The 19,289-nt window shown below is 49.5% G+C and carries 15 protein-coding genes, 1 tRNA gene and 2 pseudogenes; 14 read left to right on the top strand and 4 right to left on the bottom strand.

Going from position 1 to position 19,289, the window contains the following annotated elements:
* Window positions 1–15: 15 nt before the first annotated feature.
* Both ABFZ84_RS14060 and ABFZ84_RS14055 read right to left on the bottom strand, forming a co-directional pair.
* On the bottom strand, window positions 16–2,100 hold the full coding sequence (locus tag ABFZ84_RS14060; protein WP_369314711.1) for an EAL domain-containing protein: 2,085 nt from the start codon (window positions 2,098–2,100) through the stop codon (window positions 16–18).
* Between the two features lie 179 nt (window positions 2,101–2,279).
* Window positions 2,280–3,068, bottom strand: a complete 789-nt coding sequence (locus tag ABFZ84_RS14055) for an NAD kinase (RefSeq protein ID WP_369314820.1) — start codon at window positions 3,066–3,068, stop codon at window positions 2,280–2,282.
* 86 nt (window positions 3,069–3,154) lie between these two features.
* Between ABFZ84_RS14055 and egtB the strand changes: the two genes are divergently transcribed.
* On the top strand, window positions 3,155–4,450 hold the full coding sequence (gene egtB, locus ABFZ84_RS14050) for an ergothioneine biosynthesis protein EgtB (protein WP_369314710.1): 1,296 nt from the start codon (window positions 3,155–3,157) through the stop codon (window positions 4,448–4,450).
* A 70-nt stretch (window positions 4,451–4,520) separates the two neighbouring features.
* The gene (locus tag ABFZ84_RS14045; RefSeq protein WP_369314709.1) at window positions 4,521–5,354 is read left to right on the top strand and encodes a class II aldolase/adducin family protein; all 834 of its coding nucleotides are present in this window, start codon (window positions 4,521–4,523) and stop codon (window positions 5,352–5,354) included.
* A gap of 6 nt (window positions 5,355–5,360) precedes the next feature.
* On the opposite strand, the gene ABFZ84_RS14040 is transcribed toward ABFZ84_RS14045, so the two are convergent.
* A complete protein-coding gene (locus tag ABFZ84_RS14040; RefSeq protein WP_369314708.1) occupies window positions 5,361–5,783 on the bottom strand; it encodes a c-type cytochrome in 423 nt (140 codons plus the stop codon).
* A gap of 82 nt (window positions 5,784–5,865) precedes the next feature.
* Between ABFZ84_RS14040 and ABFZ84_RS14035 the strand changes: the two genes are divergently transcribed.
* The 3 genes and pseudogenes from ABFZ84_RS14035 (at window position 5,866) to ABFZ84_RS14025 (ending at window position 6,763) form a co-directional block, all read left to right on the top strand.
* A tRNA-Thr gene (locus tag ABFZ84_RS14035) sits at window positions 5,866–5,941 on the top strand.
* Window positions 5,942–6,038: 97 nt separating this feature from the next.
* A pseudogene (locus ABFZ84_RS14030) lies at window positions 6,039–6,266 on the top strand (RHS repeat-associated core domain-containing protein); the annotation flags it as partial.
* A 14-nt stretch (window positions 6,267–6,280) separates the two neighbouring features.
* On the top strand, window positions 6,281–6,763 hold the full coding sequence (locus ABFZ84_RS14025; protein ID WP_369314819.1) for a hypothetical protein: 483 nt from the start codon (window positions 6,281–6,283) through the stop codon (window positions 6,761–6,763).
* A gap of 575 nt (window positions 6,764–7,338) precedes the next feature.
* On the opposite strand, the gene ABFZ84_RS14020 is transcribed toward ABFZ84_RS14025, so the two are convergent.
* Entirely contained in the window at window positions 7,339–7,959 is a 621-nt protein-coding gene (locus tag ABFZ84_RS14020; protein WP_369314707.1) for a TetR/AcrR family transcriptional regulator, read from the bottom strand.
* A 224-nt stretch (window positions 7,960–8,183) separates the two neighbouring features.
* Here ABFZ84_RS14020 and ABFZ84_RS14015 point away from each other — a divergent pair, with 224 nt between their 5' ends.
* From ABFZ84_RS14015 to ABFZ84_RS13975, 9 genes and pseudogenes are all read left to right on the top strand, one after another.
* Entirely contained in the window at window positions 8,184–11,153 is a 2,970-nt protein-coding gene (locus ABFZ84_RS14015; RefSeq protein ID WP_369314706.1) for a TonB-dependent receptor plug domain-containing protein, read from the top strand.
* A gap of 79 nt (window positions 11,154–11,232) precedes the next feature.
* A complete protein-coding gene (locus ABFZ84_RS14010; RefSeq protein ID WP_369314705.1) occupies window positions 11,233–12,417 on the top strand; it encodes a pyridoxal phosphate-dependent aminotransferase in 1,185 nt (394 codons plus the stop codon).
* The gene (locus ABFZ84_RS14005; protein ID WP_369314704.1) at window positions 12,414–13,973 is read left to right on the top strand and encodes a hypothetical protein; all 1,560 of its coding nucleotides are present in this window, start codon (window positions 12,414–12,416) and stop codon (window positions 13,971–13,973) included. The genes ABFZ84_RS14010 and ABFZ84_RS14005 overlap by 4 nt, the downstream gene beginning before the upstream one ends.
* Window positions 13,966–15,222 carry a dicarboxylate/amino acid:cation symporter gene (locus ABFZ84_RS14000; protein WP_369314703.1) on the top strand — a complete coding sequence of 419 codons (1,257 nt, stop codon included), beginning with the start codon at window positions 13,966–13,968 and terminating at the stop codon, window positions 15,220–15,222. The genes ABFZ84_RS14005 and ABFZ84_RS14000 overlap by 8 nt, the downstream gene beginning before the upstream one ends.
* A gap of 36 nt (window positions 15,223–15,258) precedes the next feature.
* A complete protein-coding gene (locus ABFZ84_RS13995) occupies window positions 15,259–16,491 on the top strand; it encodes a dipeptidase (protein ID WP_369314702.1) in 1,233 nt (410 codons plus the stop codon).
* 162 nt (window positions 16,492–16,653) lie between these two features.
* Window positions 16,654–17,358 (top strand): annotated as a pseudogene (locus ABFZ84_RS13990) (RHS repeat-associated core domain-containing protein); the annotation flags it as partial.
* Between the two features lie 24 nt (window positions 17,359–17,382).
* Window positions 17,383–17,889 carry an META domain-containing protein gene (locus ABFZ84_RS13985; RefSeq protein WP_369314701.1) on the top strand — a complete coding sequence of 169 codons (507 nt, stop codon included), beginning with the start codon at window positions 17,383–17,385 and terminating at the stop codon, window positions 17,887–17,889.
* 309 nt (window positions 17,890–18,198) lie between these two features.
* On the top strand, window positions 18,199–18,651 hold the full coding sequence (locus ABFZ84_RS13980) for a hypothetical protein (protein WP_369314700.1): 453 nt from the start codon (window positions 18,199–18,201) through the stop codon (window positions 18,649–18,651).
* Window positions 18,652–18,755: 104 nt separating this feature from the next.
* Window positions 18,756–19,271, top strand: a complete 516-nt coding sequence (locus tag ABFZ84_RS13975) for a hypothetical protein (protein ID WP_369314699.1) — start codon at window positions 18,756–18,758, stop codon at window positions 19,269–19,271.
* Window positions 19,272–19,289 lie beyond the last annotated feature (18 nt).

Raw genomic sequence — 19,289 nt, 5'->3', positions numbered from 1 at the left:
CTTCTGTAGAGATGCTTATTCGGCCGCTGCTGCACGCTGTTCGGTTTGTTCTTCCACTTTTACGGCACGTTCGGTTGCTCGTCGATGCATTGCGCGGCGCCAGCTTCGCGGCCAAAAATACGGAGAAATCGGGACGACTGTTCGCTTCAAGAATGGTTTGCGACGTCGGGGCTGAGACGCGGTTTCCGGCGCAATTTCAGCTTCTTCGTTTTGCAAATCACCGAGTGAATCATCAGTAACCTCAGTTTGGATGGGTGCCGCCTCGGTCGGTGTCTCAACCGCGTCTGTGGTTTCTTCGCTTTCAACTGTCGGCGCAGCTTCAGGCGGTTTCATATACGGCGTTTCGTCTTTCGATAGAGACGCGACGGCGCGCTCAACCGTGCTGAGCGATTTTGCGGTCGTTTTATTCTCACCGTTGTCTTCGGCCATCGAAGTTCCCTCAAGCGCTAGCCCTGCTGGGGCAATCGGCGTGTCAGGTGTGCCTGGTAAAGCAGGGGAGCCGACACTGATACCTTGAAGAAAATACGCCGAACTCGACGCGACGGAAAGGGATATCGGTTTATCCATGCCGCCCACAAATGGTGTGGGACGCGCAGGGGTATTTTCGGGGACGGTCGGTGACGGGGCTGAGGCCGTTGATTTTTCTGGTGTTTCAGCATCTGCGTTATCGTCGCTTTGCGGAATTTCCGTGGTGATCGGTGCTTTTTCCGATTTGGGTTCATCCGCGAGCAAAGACCCGGTTTCAGCTGATTGAATGTCTACTTCTTCTGGTTGCTCTTTTGCCGGTTTTGCAGGCGTCACTTTGGGCGCTGCTTTTGGCTCAGCAGGTTCCGGGTCGGATGTGAACGCGCGGTTTATCTGTTCTTGCATGTCGCGCGGTACAGCGCTCGTGTTGATCGAATCATGGTTGGGGGTATCGTGAAATATATCGTCGCTAATTGAGTCGGTTGTGCGCAAGCCAGCCTTCGTTTTTGCTCGCTCAATCGCCGCACTTTTGCGGGCTGCCCGCGCTTTTGCGCGCTTCGCTAGGGCGAGTGCTTTGGCTTTTTCGCGTGCTTTGATTTTCTTTTCTTCGTCGCTTTCGGCAGCACTTTCCGTATGGGGCGTTTTTTCTTCGTCAGATTTTGGTGCTGATTGATCATATCGAGCAACGCGTTCGTTTAGACGCTCAATCATGGCGTCATCATGCTCAGGTTTTGCAGCGGTAGCTTCAGTTTCATTGGCGTTTTTCGGAGCCGACGGTTGCGGTGCCGGGGCTTCCGTTCGGAAGAGTGCCGTGATGCTTTCTGTACTTAGTGGCTCTAACCCAAGTAATTCGCGCACATCATTGATGCGATGCGGACGGAAATTTTTGATGTCGCCGACTTTGCCGAGATGATTTCCTTGTGCCGCCGTAAAGCCAAGACCGCGAAGCGCGGATAACGAAGCTTGATCTTCGACGCCGACAGCAGTGATCGCGGCGTTCGCCTTGCTGGCGATATCGAGAAGGTCCGCAATGGCTGAAAGTCCTGGGCCACGCACTGTGCGCGCAAAACGCAAAATCGCTGATCCGCCCGTTTTAATCTCGTCGAACGGGAAGGGATCGAGCGTTCTCAATAGGTCGTTGGCGCGCCCGCGTACTTCGATTGCCAACCGCGCGCCCGTATCAGCAAGGCGCTTGAAGTGAGCAGAGGCGACATCCATCGGCATATCGACGGGCGGCATCGGGCATTCGAGCGTGACCAGATCGGCTGGGAAATTGTAGTCGCGGAGCAATTTGATGAAATGAGAAGCGAAGGCGTCATCGCTGAGATCGCTTAATGCAAGGTTGATCGAAAGGCCGGGCGCATAAGGGCCTCGCCAATCGCTATAGGCCTCAAGCGCGTTTGAAAGAACGAACCGGGTAAGTTCGCTCATCCGGCCCTGGCTCTCGAAAAATGAAATAAATGCACCCGGTGGCAGCATCCCAAGCTGTGGATGATGCCACCGTACAAAGGTTTCGACGCGCGCGAGCGCCCCATTTCCAAGATCGAAAATTGGTTGAAACAATACCTCGAAGTTATTGTTCTTCAACGCATTATCAATATCAACGTTGGAAAGCCGTACTGCCTGTGCGCCCATCCGAAAGCCCTTCCGTCAGCCAAATTGGCCGCGATCCCCTATTAACATTCTGTCCATACTCCTTGGCGCGGGTTAATTCTCGCTGAACAGAACCGGGGAGTCTTAAGAAGAAACACCATGTGGCGATTCAGGGTCGCGCGTAAACCATTAGTTAACCAAGAATCGACGGACCGATCTGATCAATAATCAAACTGTTCGCTAAGGATTCTCTCATCTAGCGACTGACCGCGATCGAATAATAACGTCATCGTAATATCACGTGCTTCACGCGCTTCAACATGTGTTACGTCACGGACTTCCTGATTGTCGGCCACAGCTGAAATGGGGCGTTTTTCGTTTTCCAACGTTTCAAACTCGACGACAGCATCATGAGGTAGCAATGCGCCGCGCCAACGGCGTGGTCGGAATGCACTGATCGGCGTCAATGCGAGCATGTGTGCGCTGATTGGCAAAATCGGTCCATGCGCCGACAGGTTATAGGCCGTGGAACCAGCGGGGGTCGCAAGCAAAACGCCATCGCAAGTGAGGGATTCCATTCTCACACGTCCGTTGATTGATATGCGAATCCGCGCGGATTGCCGAGTCTCCCGGAACAATGAAATCTCGTTGATAGCCTTTGCGGTCTTCACTTCGCCGGTAATTGTCGTCGCTTTCATCACAAGCGGGTGGATCGTCGTCGGTTCGGATTCCGCAATCCGTTCACTCAGGCCGTCAATATCCGCATCGTTCATCATAAAGCCGACCGTACCCCGATTAAACCCATAAATCGGTTTGTCGCAGGTCATGTGAGTACGCAGCACATCAAGCATAAAACCATCGCCGCCGACCGCAACAATGACGTCACAATCATCAACGCTATGATCGCCATATCGTTGTTTAAGTTGTCGGGCGCTCTCTATTGCGTCCGGCTTTTCGCTAGCGAAGAAAGAGAGGCGTAATTCGTTCGCCGTGGGCAGCTCTCTCGGCATTGTGAGGGATAAATTTGCGTCACCGGGGTGTTTTCGGGTTATGATGCGCCTCGACATTCGTTGACCAAAAAATTTCATAGACGCTTATGCCCCTTGACGTTCCCACCGCTCAGAATTCTACCAGTGTACTCGAAACTTTCGCTCGCGTCAGGGGCGATAGTGAAGCACTGGCTCGCCCGCTTAGCCCAGAAGACTGTATGATCCAGTCGATGGAGGCCGCCAGTCCTGTCAAATGGCACCTTGCCCATACAAGTTGGTTCTTTGAAACCTTTATTCTCGGGCCACACGCTAAAGACCATACACCATTTCATCCTGAGTTCGGCTATTTGTTCAATTCCTATTATAATCAAATTGGCGAAATGCATCAGCGCGCGAAGCGCGGAATGCTCTCACGACCGTCACTCGACAAGGTCCTTGCCTATCGTAGTTTCGTGAACGAGGCGTTGATCCGATTGATTGAAAACGCCGATGACGAAACTTTGGCTGTGATTGAGCCATTGGTGTTGCTCGGTTGCTCCCATGAGCAGCAGCATCAGGAACTGTTAATAACCGATCTCCAGCATGGTCTTTTTCAGAATGCGTTGAAGCCTGCAGTATACACCGATGCGCGCGCAGGTGAGGGCGGGAATGCGCCAGCGTTAAAGTGGCGTGAAATGGAAGGTGGTGTTTGCAACATTGGCTGGAACGGCGAAGGTTTTGCATTCGATAATGAACAACCTCGCCATAAAGTATATCTTCACCCCTTTGAGCTTGCCAACAGACCCGTCACAAATGGCGAGTACATCGCTTTTATTGAGGATGGTGGTTATCAAGATCCCGTGCATTGGCTTTCAGATGCGTGGGAGGTGATCAACAGAGAACACTGGGATGCACCACTTTATTGGCGTAAATCAGAAGCCGACAATCAATGGTATCGTTATTCATTATTCGGCGAAGTTCCGATTGATCCGCATGCACCAGTTTGTCATGTGAGTTCTTATGAAGCGGCGGCCTACGCTAGTTGGGTCGGTGCGCGTCTACCAACAGAATTCGAATGGGAAGCGGCTGCGTCTCTCTTCCCGCTAGAGGGTCGCTTTCTTGAGGGGGGTGCCCCGTTCCTGCCAAAGTCTGCAGAAAACCCGGCCAATGATGATAGCCTTCTTCAGCTTTATGGCGATGTGTGGGAATGGACCGCAAGCCCCTATGTGGCTTATCCCGGCTTCGCCGCGCCTCCTGGTGCGGTCGGCGAGTATAATGGGAAGTTCATGTCGGGCCAAATGGTATTGAAGGGCGGATCCTGCGCGACCCCTCGGGGTCATTTACGCGTCAGCTACCGAAATTTTTTCCCGCCTGAGGCGCGGTGGCAGTTCTCGGGCTTCCGTTTGGCGCGCGACTGTAATTGATGCATGCAATATTGCTGGCTGGCGGTTATCCTCACGAGCAATTCATTTAGTCGTCGAAGGAGAACCGGTTATGAATGCGCAAGCCGAACGAGCAGAGGCAGTAGGTCAAACAATGGGGTTTAGTGTTCCTGACCCGCAAAGCCTTCCTTCGCTAAAGGGCAAGGTCAGCGAAGAGGAATGGCGCTTGCGGTGCGAGTTAGCGGCGACGTATCGGTTGGCGGCGCTTTATGGGTGGGATGATATGATCTTTACTCATATTTCTGTTCGCTGTCCGGATGAGGGTGGCAAAGAACGCTTTTTGATCAATCCTTATGGTGTCTTTTTTGACGAGATGACGGCGACCTCTTTGGTAAAAGTCGATGTCGATGGTCAAGTCGTGGGGGAGACGCCGTATTTCTCTAATCCTGCGGGTTTTACAATCCATTCGGCCCTCCATATGTCGCGCCAGGATGCTCACGCCGTACTTCATCTGCATACCCCCTATGGGGTGGCTGTGTCTGCGCAGCAGGGCGGCTTAAAGCGCTATACACAATTTGCAATGATTGTTCATGATGATGTGGCCTATCATGGTTACGAAGGTATCGCGACTGATCATGACGAGCGCGAACGTATCGTCGCAGATATGGGCAACCACGGATTTTTGATCTTGCGCAATCACGGCACGCTGACTGTGGGCGCAAATTGCGCGACTGCATTTTTGCGGATGTATTTTTTGGAACAGGCTTGCCGCGCACAAATTCTGGCGCAGTCCGACACTAAAGAACCCCTTGAAGAGCCCCCAGCCATGGGGGCGAAGGTTCAGCAGCAAGGTGCCCCAGCATTTGTGCCGGGCATCGGGGATAACCTTGCGTGGCCGGGACTCATCAGAAAACTTAATCGCGAGAATCCCGGCTTTGATATTTAGGTAGATTTATTTTAGGGACTTCAAATAGGCGATGATGTCGGCCCGTTTGGCTTCATCGCGTTGGCCCACATAAGCCATTCGGTTCCCCTTCAGAAAAGCTTGTGGGTTCTCAATGAATGCCTCAAGTGATGCATCATCCCAGACGATGTCGCTGTCCGCCATCGCCTTTGAATAAGCAAAGCCCTCAGCCTTACCGGCTTCCCCTCCGGCAATCCCATGAAGATTTGGACCAACACGGTGCGAATCACCGGCACGGACCGAGTGACACACGGCACATTCATTAAAAAGCTTGCGTCCGCGCTCTTCCGGTGTTTGGGGCACTGTGGCCTCTGTGCTGGCCACTGATTGTGACGATCCGGTGTTTGTATCGGCATTTTCGCCGCAACTAGCGATGGCGAGAAGGGCAAAAAGGCATAAATACTTCTTCATGGGTGGGTTCGCTCCTTTTTTTTATAGAACTTCGTATAACCCTCTAGTCAGACGCCGCGCAATCCTCTATCGAAGCGCCCGCGCCCCTATAGCTCAGCTGGTAGAGCAACTGATTTGTAATCAGTAGGTCCGCGGTTCGAGTCCGTGTGGGGGCACCACTTTCTTGAAAATTGAACCGCTGCTGATAGCGAGGTCTGGGCCCATCAGGATCGTCTGGGCTCGGTGATTGCGGTCAGCGATGATACGGGCGCGGTGATGGAGACCTTCACCTATAGCCCCTATGGCGTTGCGGGTGGGTCATCCTCGGGTTTTCCGTTTCGGTTCACGGGTCAAAAGCTCGACCCCGAGACGGGCTTGTATTATTATAAAGCCCGATATTACGATCCGGAAACAGGGAGGTTCCTCCAGCCAGACCCCATCGGCTATGAGGACCAGGTGAACCTCTATGCTTATGTCGGGAATGATCCGGTGAATCATACCGATCCAACAGGACTTGAATGCGTCACCAAAGATACGGCAACGTGTGGCAACCAAGATGGGAATCTGTCGAAACAGATAATTCTGAACAAGATTCAGATTGTCCGGGCCAGGATTCTACGGTTGGCGCGGCCCGAGATTTCAAAAGAAATTATGATGATATGCGCGACGCAAATACTATCGGCGCGGATAAGTATTTTCATTGTAAAGCAAATTGCGAAGCGACGAAGCGAGGTCCTAGTGGGGAGGCATCTGCAGAAGCCATCAGCGATGCGAGAGAAGCAACAGATCAGCAAAGGGGTGGCACGGCAGAAGACTCAGCAGCAGATCAGGAAGCAAACAGAACGGGCCGCGAAGGAGCAAAAGAAAATCCTGAGCAGTCTTGTCGAGCAACGTGCGACGAATACAGACCGGAGGGTTTAGATGAAGAATATTCAGCCAGTAATTTGGTTGGCCATATTGGTTGTTATCGTTGCATTTGTTGCGTTAGTCGCACTCCCTAGGGCGCAAACACAACTAGCTATTGACAGATGCTTGGATTCTGGCGGTGCATGGAATTACGAAGCGGAAAGCTGCAGGCATTCGTAGATTTGATAACGGCAAGATAAAGGGAAACGGCGTTTTGGTGCATGGGTGAACTTAACGCCTTGTCTGCACACTGTTTTTTTTGGCACCAAATTGGCGCCCCCTTCGCCGCTGATGGTACCATTTTGTGCATAATATATCCATGATTTGCCGTAAGCAACTTGTAGCTCGCAACCAAACTCAATACGCGACACGATCGCATGTAAAATTCAAACGCCCAATTTGGCTTTCTTTGGTGTGCTGATTGGCCCCAACATGGCGATGATCAAAAGTCAGTTCGCTGTTTTGGGTCACAAATGGGTAACAAGGGCCTGCGCTTGAGGGGATCTGTGTAGAACTCAATTTAATTATTGGAACTACGTGAGGCGATTAGAGGCAGTTGGATATGTTCAATTTTCGGTGGTTGTTGAGGTTGGAAAATGTACAAAAGTTGGTGTGTCGTTCGATATAACTTGTAGCTTTTCCGGTGCCGAATTTCCTCAGTGTATTTTTTCTAACTTGAATCGCTGTTCACTCTTGCATCAATATACGCAATAGTTGCGCGCCGTGCTTCTTCTTCGGTCCGCTCGGATATTCTGCCATCCTTGCGAACACCAGCAGAAAACAATGACGTCATTATTCTGACTACAAATTGAAAGAAGTCCGGTTCGGGCGGGTTGCCTTTTGCGATTTCGGTAAAGTTTGTATGTCGGGCCATTAAGTTGCCGATGTCTTCGGCCAAGCGCTCTTCCGATTCGTCATTCCCAAAAATGGCCTGTTTTGCTCCTTTACGGCCAAGGATCAAAATCGCAGCTGAGGGGGTCTTTTCAAAAAAGTCTTTGTAGACACCAGAAACCCCGGCCCATGCGTGATGGTATTCTTCGTTTGTGCGCGGATCGAAAAAGCTAAGCAATTTTTGCCGCAGTGTTGTGTGATACCGCTCCGTTAACGCATCAAAAACATCGAGTTTGGATGGGAAGAAATGATACATTGACGTGCGGGTGACGCCAGCACGTTCAGCGATGATCGTGGTCGTGATTTCTTCAATAGGAAGTTCTATTAGCAGCTCTTCGGCAGCTTTTAGAATTTCCTCTACCTTATTCGAGCTGCGTTTTTGCGACGGTTCGTGTCTCATTCCTCTACCCGGGCGATGTTTCTTTGAAACCATAACCTTGTTGAGCGCCTTTTTCTCGAAATTCGTTCTCTGTGCAATACCCCCACAACACTATTAAAAATTGACACCTGTCAATTAAAAGTTGACATGTGTCAAAAAACAAGCGCATTTTGCGACAGGTGATTATCAAGGCTGTGCGTGGAAAATTAGCAGAAAATCGCGCATTAACAAAGAGGGGTACTAGCATGTTTCTAACCAAAAGGCGGGCTCAATCGTTTTTTTTGAATTCGTCCGCGATCGTTGCGGTCGTTGCTGTCAGCGGGATGGCACCGTTGTCAGCAATGGCCCAAAGCGCGGATGACGCCGCCCAGAGTGACACGGTTGTGGTCACCGGTACGCGAATTAAGCGAACGGAATTTTCGCTTCCGGTTCCGGCGCAAACACTCGATGCGGCGCAACTAGAAATTACCGGTGCGAATGAGTTAGGGGAGGCGATCGTCGAGCTTCCGGCTGTATCCGCGGGGATCACATCTGAAAATTCGCAATCCAGTACGCAAGATAGTGGTATTTCTACGGTTTCACTCCGTAACCTCGGGGCGGAGCGAACGCTGACATTGATTGATGGTCGGCGTACCGTTGGTAATTCTTCTTCCGGTAGCACGGTTAGTTTCTCGACAATTCCAAGTGCATTTGTTGAGCGTGTGGAAGTTATTACCGGTGGCGCTTCTGCGGTCTATGGTTCAGACGCGGTAACCGGTGTCATTAACGTCATTCTACGGGATGATTTTGAAGGCCTTTCTTTTGAAAGCCGTGTTGGGACGTCGCAGGAAGGTGGAAACACTGAGTACGGAATAACGATCGCGGGTGGTTCCAACTTTGCCGATGACCGCGGAAACGTAATGTTTTCGTTCGAGTATGATAAAGAACAGCCGATTTACGGGCGTCAGCGCGACAAAACGCTTTATAATTTGGGTCTCGTCGAAAATCGAAATGGTGATCCGGATGAGCTAAGGCCGCGCCTAAGCAGTAACATTCCAGGTGGTTTGTTTGGTGGCAATAGTGGTGATTTGCTAAACCCTGACGAAGACACAAGCTATTGGTTCTTTGATAATGGCGGTACAGGCGCGCTTACGCCGGATTATAGTACTTCAGTAAACGGCTTTGACGAGCGCGGACCTGAGACGGTGTCTATTCCGCGCGAGCGGTTCTTGATGGCTGGTAAAGTCAATTACGATCTGACCGATAAGGTAACATTTTTCGCTAGCGCGCAATATTCAACCATTTCAACGAAATCCGAACGATCACCTGACACCGCGAATAGCTCTCGGTTGGGCGCGGACTTTCCAATATTCCTAGCAGATGGTGTTACGCCACACCCGTTTGTTCCACAGGAAATTTTCGATGACGCGGTTGAGTTAGGAAATGACGACGTCTTTTTCCGCCGTCGCTGGAGCGAGTTTGGTAATCGCTATCGTGAGGCAGAGAATGATACGTTGCGTATGTGGGCTGGGTTCAAAGGCGACTTATCTGACGACTGGTCTTATGAAGTAAACTTTGGATACGGAGAGTTTCGCCGTTCACAGAGCCGTGGTGGCGATCTCGTAATTCCAAATTACCAAAATGCAATCAATGCGGAATATGTTGATGCCGGAAACCCAAGTTTAGGTCTGCAATGCGCTAATGAATTCGCGCGCAATGCCGGTTGTGTTCCGCTCAACCCATTTATGCTCGGGTCAGTCACGCAAGAGCAGGCCGATTGGCTTATCTTGCGAGATCAGCTTCGCGCACGGAACCGCACAACAACATCGAGTGCGTGGATAACGGGTACGCCGTTTGAGTTATGGGCTGGCCCCGTAAGTGTTGCCGCTGGGTATGACTTTAGAAAAGAGCGCAGTCGTACACGGTGGGACCCAATTTCCACTTCAGGTGGCGGTACGGTTACGCAGCAAGTCAATCAAGATGGTGAGCAGTCCGTACATGAGGGCTTTGCAGAAGTCGTAATTCCGTTGTTGGCAGATGCGCCATTTGCAAAAAGTCTTTCAATCGAAGGGGCCGTCCGCCTAAGTGACTATTCAACAGTGGGTTCCGTTGTCAGCTTTAAAGGTGGCGGTTCGTGGCAACCAGTTGATGGTGTCGTCTTCCGTGGCGTCTTTGCCCAGGCCAACCGAGCGCCAAACAATATTGAACTCTTCAGCCGTGGTCTTGGTTCACAAAGCGGACTGCCTGATCCATGTGATGGTGTAACTGCATCATCCGTCGGGGCGTTTGATGATACTTGCCGTCAAGATCCGGTCGTTGCCGGCGTGATTTCAGCACTGGGGTCCTTTACTGATCCGATGGTTCAGGTTCAGCAACCGACCTTCGGCAATGGCGCGCTTTCTGAAGAAACCGCGAACACGATTACTGCCGGTGGTGTCTTTACTCCAAGCTTTATACCGGGGCTTCAAGTTGCGGTGGATTATTACAGTATCAAAATTGATGGCGCGATTAGTGAAATTTCCGCCGATGATATTCTTGATATTTGTTATACCTCTGGCGATTTCTCCGGAACACCGTCTTGTTCAATTCCGGTTCGTGATGCGGTGACTGGCCAATTACAAGAAGTTCGCGAGACCTCGCTAAACATCAATCAACTGCGCACAAAAGGGATTGATGCAACGGTTGCATATCGGTTCACGCCCTCGGACACTGGTGCTCCGCTGCTGAACGCTGTGCCGGGTGACGTTAGTTTCACAGGTACGCTTTCACGTGTTCTTCAATTTGAAGAAGAGGCACCAGTACCAGGAACAACGACAACGTTTGTTGATGATGAGCTAGGTTTGTTGGGTACGCCAAAATTCACTGCTCGCTTCGCGATGAGTTGGCAGAATGGTCCGTTAAAAGCATCATGGAGAACGCTGCTTGTCGGTTCGATGTTGAATGATGATAATGGCCGTACGCGATTGACGGCGTGCGAACAATTCAACAACTGCGATGACAAAATCGGATTGTTCCTTGATCGCGAACTGACGCATAATCTCCGGGTGAGTTATGACATTCCGGGTGTGTTCGGTGGTGAAGAAACGCAACTTTATGTCGGCGTGAACAATATCACGAACAATCAAGGTCCATTGCTCTATGGAACGGGTAATGTGGGCAATGCTGATGATAACCATCACACGCTCTATGATCTAACCGGTCGCTTCTTTTATGGCGGCGTAAAAATGCGCTTCTAAAAATGTGCATTTGGCTGTGATGGAACAAAGGTTATTCCGTCACAGCCATTTAATATTCTAACAGTTCAAAGGATATCAAGTGTTATCGAACCGCTCACGTGCACTTTTGCCGTCGCAAACTGTAAGGTTTGCCGATATTGCAACTCAATTAAAAGAGCAAGGACACCACGTTGTCGATATGTCGGCCGGCCGCGCATCCGAAGCGACGGATACCGAGATTTGTGATGCGGTAAAAAAAGCACTAGACGAGGGTGATACGCATCAAACACCTGCTCGCGGGATGTCGAGCTATCGCGAAGCAGTTTCGGAAAAACTCAAACGCGATAACGCATTGTCTTATGATCCAGCAACGGAAATACAGGCGACGCTAGGGTGCAAGAACGCTCTTGTTCTCGGGTTGTCAGCTTTGATTGATCCTGGCGATGAGGTAATTATCGAATCCCCGGCATTCGTAAGTTATGGCCCAACGATTGAATTGCTGGGCGGCGTGGTCAAGCCTGTTTGTTTGCGAGCGGAAAATAATTTCCGTTGGAATAAAGATGAACTCTCGGCCGCGGTAACCCCTCGAACAAAAGCAATATTGTTTTGCTCTCCGCACAATCCATTGGGCGTGGTGCACACAAATGATGATCTTGAAATCATTGCGTCAGTCGCGCGCGAACATAATCTCATGGTGTTTGCCGACGAGATTTACGAAGCCGTTACATGGGGCGGGCGCAAACACCTGCCGATCGCGAGCCTTTCAGGTATGCGGGAGCGGACCGTCGGAATGATGGGGATGACCAAAAGCTATTCAATGGGCGGATGGCGAATTGGCTATGCTTATGGACCAGATCAAATCATCGCTAAGATGTCAGATATACAAGCACACATTATGACATGCGCAAGTTCGGTCGGCCAACGCGCTGGTATAAGTGCACTGTCGTCACATATTACGTCCAAATTGAAACGAACAGTGTGGCGTGAGTGGGAGAGGCGGTGTGAATTTGTTTCAACTGCTCTGAACGGGATGGACGGCCTGCAATGCGCAATGCCAGAGGGTGGTTTCTATGGCTGGGTAAAAATCGATGATTTAGAGGTGGATAGTGAAACTTTCTCAAATCGTCTGTTGAATGAACATTTCGTTTCTACGGTACCTGGAAAAAGCTTCGGTCCCGAATGGGATAATTATGTTCGCGTAACATGCGTTAAGTCGGATGTAGATATTGCAACGGGAATTGAGCGCATAGCTCAATTTGTAGAAAAATTGAAAAGGGGACTATGATGAAGAAAACTTTGGCTATTACCCCAGCTCTGCTTGGTTTGCTGTCTTTTCCAGCGCTAGCAGACATCAAAACAGAGGCTGATCGTGAAGCGTTGTTCGAAAGCATCGTTGCAAAAACCATGGAGCGGGAAGCATGGTCCCCAGTTAAAAACGAGAATTACGGCGTTACATATCCGGCGGCATTCGAACCCCTTCGGAAAAAGTTTATAGAAGCTGAGACCGACAAGGACCTTTACTACGCCATTACCATGCTCTCAAATTCTCGTCATGACCGTCATTTGAAGGTGACGGCTGTCGATGGTGGTTTAGAAGTTGAGCAACGGCCAACACTTATTGCACCAGTGCAATTCATGCATGATTTTAGTAAGGAAGAACCAACATTTTTTGTCTTTGACGTCTCTACCAATCTCGCGAGTTTAGATGGTGCAAAGAAGGTAAAACCGGGTGATCAAGTCGTTGAAATTAACGGTCAACCGGTTGCCGAATATCTGGAAAAAACACGACCCTATCATCGCGCTTCAACCGAAGCCGGTTTTCTGATGCGATATGCAATGTCGCTCAATGAGAAATCGTCAGTGTTGCCTACGGAATTTTACCAAGACGAGCTTACGTTGACCTTAAAACCTAAGCGCGGAAGACAATATTCTGTATCGCTACCTTATCTTAAAAAAGGTGATGTTGCGTTTAGTGGGGTTGGTGCACAACGATATGACGGTTTTAAAAAAGTCTTAGATTTTGACTCATTTGATTTTTATCGTTCGGAGAATGGAGAAAATCAGGTAATCTTCGATTGGTACGGCTTCCGCGATGATATCGTTGTGGCTATGGATGCAGTTGTTGCCTACGCAAAACAAGAAAACTTGCTGGATCATGATGTGATCTGGGATGGAACGTTCTCTCGCGGTGGCGGTCGCGGAGCGTATGCTATTCAACGCTTACAGCCCAAACCTTTCAAGACGACGTTTGGAAATCTCCGGATAAGTGACATTACGGATGACTTCATTGCGGAGCGAAAAGCTCTATTCGATCAAGCGAAAACGATGTCTGATGGTTCGGTCGAACTGATTGATGACGGTTCATGGCTTATCGATTGGCTTCTTGGTGATGTCACAAAAGGAATTGAAGCAGGGCAGGCATATACAAATAACGTCCCGTTTAAATCTGCTCATGCGCCAGACTATTCCGACGGTATACTATATCCGGCAGCGGATCATTTTACCGGTGATATGGTTTGCTGGTTAAGCCCACGAGGTGGATCCCACCTTGATCAGTTTGCCTCAATCGTCGCTGACAATGATTTGTGCACTATGTTGGGTATGCCGGCGGGGGGCTATTCAAACACTTGGGAATGGACTGAAACACTAACTTGGCCCGGCACGTCCGAACCCGTTGTGAACTACATGTGGTCTATTGGTCATACTATTGCCCCAAGTGGTCGCATCGTAGAGGGCGATCCATCCCCAGTGGATGAATTTATTCCACTAACGCGCGATAATTTTGACACCTATTACGACATTCTTATGGATCGTAGCATAGAGATTCTGGCTGATGACTAGTGCAAATATTTCTTCCGAAGTCCGGAAGGATAATGGCTTTTTTGGTTTTTATACAAATAGGTCTTTAGGGCTGAAGATTCTTATCTGGATGGGAATAGGAATCTCAGCCGGTGTCATCTTCGGAGAAAAAGCAACGATCGTTGCGCCACTTGGTGAGCTATTCATTAAGCTGTTGCTTATGGCCGCTGTGCCTCTGGTGTTCTTCAATTTGATTGCGGGCATAACCAGCCTACAGAACATCGCAATTCTTGGTCGTCTTGGTATGCGGACATTTGCCTATTACCTAACGACAACCGCAGCAGCTTTAACGCTCGGTTTAACCATGGTTAGCTTGTTTAAGCCTGGCCGAGGCATGCACCTTAATGAAGAAGTCAGTGAACATTTTGGCGATGTTCCCGCTGTTACGGACGTAATCTTAGGGTTGTTTCCCGAAAATATCTTTCGGGCATTCTCAGAAGGAAACATCGGACAGGTCGTCGTCTTCGCGATATTCATAGGGATCACAACCCTTTTGCTACCGGCCGGACAGAAAGAAAAACTTCAAGACGTTTTTGCGCTTATCGCTGAGTTGCTTCGAAAATTAGTTGGTATCGTGATGTATTTCGGACCCATTGGGGTCGGGGCATTGGCAGCAAATACGGTGGGTGAGTATGGAGGCGCAATCTTTGGCCCGCTCGCACGGTTTATTGGGTCGGTTTGGTTCACACAATTTGTGATGATGGGCTTTTATATGGTTTTGCTCGTTTCTCTATCACGGCGAAACCCGATTCAATGGCTTAAAACCACAGCTTCTCTCTATGCGACAACCGCCGCTACGTGCAGTAGCTTGGCAAGTCTGGTTGTTGCCATGGACGTAGCCGAAAAGAAGTTAAAACTACCACAGAGCGTTTACAGTTTTACCCTGCCGCTTGGCGCACAGCTAAACAAAGATGGAACCTCCATCATGTTAGCTTCGGTGTTGCTGTTTACGGCCCAAGCCGCCGGTGTAGAATTCTCATTGATGCAGGCCGTCACGATAGTGCTTATTGGGCTTTTGTTATCCGAAGGGTCCGGTGGAATTCCCGGCGGCGGTTTGGTGATCGCGTTGATCTTTGTCGAAGCGTTCAGCTTACCTGTTGAGGTCGCTGGTATCGTAGCGGGGATCTATCGGCTGATTGATATGGGGAGCACCACAGTCAACGTCATGGGCGACCTTGTTTGGACGACGGTGCTTTCAGATATTGAAGACCGAAGGTCCAAAAATACGTGAATGGCTGTGCGGTAGAAAGCTGACAAGGAAAATGTGATGGTACGAAATATCAAAACTCGTAAGGGCATGATTTACGGATTGCTTTTAGCAACGATTACGTATGTCGGAGCTGAAGCGGCGGATGAGGGTGTATTACCTGTGCCTTCTGATCGTGCGGTCGAGCTAGCGCAAAGTGCCATCATAGTTGACGGCCATGTCGACTTTCCATCTCAGCTATTAGAAAGCGGTGTCGATCCGATCAATAATGGTGGGGCTACCAATTTTGACTTTGATCGCGCTATCCGCGCAGGGTTTAATGCGCCGTTTATGTCGATCTATGTAAGTTCCCACTTTGAAGAAACTGGCGGTGCCAAGGCCCGGGCCGACATACTGATCGGGGTAATGGAAGGCTTAACTCAACAGTACCCAGATAAATTTACTATTTCGACGTCAGTAAAAGATGTGCGTAAAGCTGCGAAAGCGGGGAAGGTTTCGTTCGCGTTTGGGATGGAAAATGGCTCGCCGATAGAAGGTGATTTGGAAAATCTACACCATTTCTATGATCGTGGTGTGCGGTATATAACGCTCGCCCATTCGAAAGCGAACCATATCTCTGATTCCAGTTATGACGATGATAAGCGCTGGGGCGGTCTTTCACCCTTTGGGCGGGTATTGGTCCGTGAAATGAATGAGCTTGGCGTAATCGTTGATGTGAGCCACATCTCCGATGACGCATTTTTTGACGTAATTGAAATATCAAAAGCACCAGTGATCGCATCTCATTCGGGTGCCCGCCATTTTACGCCGGGATTCGAAAGAAACATGACCGACGACATGATCAAGCGCCTAGCCGAAAATAATGGGGTGATCATGATTAACTTTGGTACCCACTTTCTAACAAAAGATGGAAGTGGGCGTCGTTTAGGACGTGATCAAGCCTATGTAGATTATCGCGCAGAGCGTGGTTTAAGCGATACCGCTTTGGTATATTCCGAGTTTCGAAAGTGGTTCGATATTAATGTCGAAGTTCCATTCGCGGGTGTCAGTGATGTCGTTGACCACATCGATTACGTGCGGGACTTGGTGGGAATTGATCATGTTGGTCTTGGCTCTGACTTTGACGGGGTGGGGGATACCTTACCAACAGGTCTAAAAGATGTGAGCGGCCTTCCTGTTCTCATTCAGGAAATGATAGATCGCGGATATTCTGATAAAGAAATTCGAAAAGTGCTGGGAGAGAACGCCCTCCGGGTTTGGTCCGCAGTCGAAAAAACCGCCAACAATAACTAGCGATCACGGCGGATGTTGAAATTTGTGTGTTGAGACTTTAACGCACAAGTTTTCCGCTAAATGGACCATTGGTAATCTGACGAAATATAACAACATTGTTGCGGGGCATCGCCCAGGTTCCCATTTTAGTTTTGCGCGCCTTCGCACGCGGGCCGGTTCACGGGTCAAAAGCTCGACCCCGAGACGGGCTTGTATTATTATAAAGCCCGTTATTACGACCCGGAAACAGGGAGGTTCTTACAAACGGACCCCATCGGCTATGAGGATCAGATGAACCTCTATGCTTATGTCCACAATGATCCGGTGAATGGGATCGATCCGAACGGGATGTGCACCGGCTCCAGGATTACGAACGACGACGGCACTTGCGCCAGTACTGGCGGGTTCACCACAGGGGCAAACGGCGTCGCACAAGGAATGCACCGGCAGAGCACATATCAGCAAGTCGGCGCAGCTGTTGCGCCTGATGCGTCACGCAGACAACAGACCCGGGTCGGACGCGAAGTGATTGATGAGACTGAAGATTTGTTGGACGAAATTGGCGACGAAATAAGCGATTTGAGTGACGAAGAGAGGCGGTTTGAATGGGGCGGCGCTGTCTACTACGAAGACGGAGATGTCAAAAGGTCCGACCTCTTGGGGGGAAGTGAAGTTGATAGTAACCCTGAACTAGAAGATTTCCTCTACTCCAACTACAGCAATATTTTAGGGGCGATACACAATCATCCGAGCGGAATCCCGTGGGGGCGCGCTGACCGACAAACGCACAATCAAATATCCTTTTACGGCGGACGCAATCCAGCACTGAGGGGTATCCCGTCGATCTGCAAGATTTGGACATTGCGATATGGAGTGACGGAGTGCTGACTGCTAATTTATGAGGAACTCAAAATGAAAAAAACCGATCTGCGTGGCTTTCTTTCGTATTTCACGCTCGCTGTCTCTTTGGTTGGTTGTGGCCATTCGAACGCAGAGCAGCCACCCCCAATCGTAACATCGTATACGCCAGAATATGTTCAAACACATCGATTTATTTGTAAGACATTAGACGCGGAGTTCTCAATTCGCTCGGTGGGACCGACAAAATCAGGTCCTCCAGAAGTGACATTTGAATCCGCGAAATTTAACGGTACAAATGTAGCCGCCGCCGAAGAGATTAAGAATATTTTCGAACTGATAAATCACACAGAACTAATCTCTGGTGAATGCCTTGAACAAACACCATCAGTAGGCGCTGTTATTTCCGCTGTGACCAAAACCGGTGACATTCCCCGAATACGAATGTATGTCGATTTTACACAATCCGGCGTCACATTATATGAATTGGCTTGTTCCGTTGTAAAGGCACCCACGGAACTTCCGGGCCAGATGGCCGATTTGTGCAGTTTTGAAAAGTAGAGGGTATTGCATAGATCGACGGGTCCGCGTACCCGAAAAAAGGTAGTAACTGCTTCTTTTCGACACGTGCAACCGACCAATTGTCACTACGACGAAATATCATTGGCAATGAATTCGTCGTAGTTTTGCGCTGAGGGGACCATTTTTAGCAGCTTCTACGGAGTTGCGATGATCAATCAACAGTACGACGTGAAGCGGCGATAAGCGCAAAAAGCGGTTTTTGCCTATGTCGGCAATGATCCTATCAATGCGACAGACACGAGCGGGATGTGTACCGGTTCTCGCTTAACAAATGCCGACGGGACTTGCATGAGTACGGGTGGGTTTACCACTGATACTTCAGGCGTTGTTCAAGCCGTGGCTATCGACCAAGCTATTGGCGAAGTGTTTACCGATAATTATAGTGTAAAGATTGCAAATAACGTAACTTCCAATCAACCTAATAACCGCGCTGTCGGACGTGCATTCAGGGCATCATACAATGGATCAAACCGTCAATACGGCTTCGATTTACCTGCTGAGTCTCTTGCTGCAGCTGCAGGAAGATTAGTCAGCGAAACGCTTGATGATGGTAATGAGTGGCACACTGCAACATTTCAAGATCCTGCGACCGGGGGGGGGTATGGGTTTGCTAACCCTACGACAAGTGGTTCGCCAGAATATGTGGACGCGCTGATTCGACTTCCATTCGGTATCGCCCAAAGAGACATAGAAGATATAGTGCATTCGCATCCAGGGAATTTGGAAGAAGGTCCATTCTGAGTGAACAGAAATGATGGCCATAAGGCGGGGCAATGGGCGGTCGGTGCGAGAAATAGGAATATGTGTTTTATTAGGCCATCATCATACGGAAGATGTAAAAAGATATGAAATTGAAGTTTAGACCGTTGTTACTGCTAGTTGCCATTTTCGGGTTTGCAACGGGATGTGCGAGTTATAGCGACGCTACGCTGCCGAGGAATTGGACTATAGAGGAACTTGACAAATATTTTATCGAAACCGGGTTGGCAGAAAGTGTGCCGGAGGATTTGAAAGGCGGTGCTCCCGGCCAAGTTATAGAGATTTGGACACAGATTATAAATGATATTGAAGTTAATGAGGGGCGATGTGAAGGTTTTAGAATACAAAACCATATTTTTCTCTACCGATATGCTGGCTCTACTATTTTTATAACTGTCAAAAATAGATTTAAGCCGGACCCGACCAATGTACCCGGTGCATTTGTCGATGCAGAGGGGCGGACCGTTCTTAAGTCACCGGCATTAATCGGGGCGACGCCGGTAGTTGGATGTTTTTTGCAGTATGAATATGATATTGCCTCTACAAAGTTGATGTACAGACCATATGTCCTCGATAATTCTGACAATATTGATTCTCAGTAGAAGAAGAAAAGCCCCACG

It is taken from the genome of Hyphococcus lacteus, from assembly GCF_041058985.1.
Classification (GTDB): Bacteria; Pseudomonadota; Alphaproteobacteria; order Caulobacterales; family Parvularculaceae; genus Hyphococcus; species Hyphococcus lacteus.
Note: the sequence above shows the minus strand (reverse complement) of the source record. Positions and strands in the feature narration are given on the sequence as shown.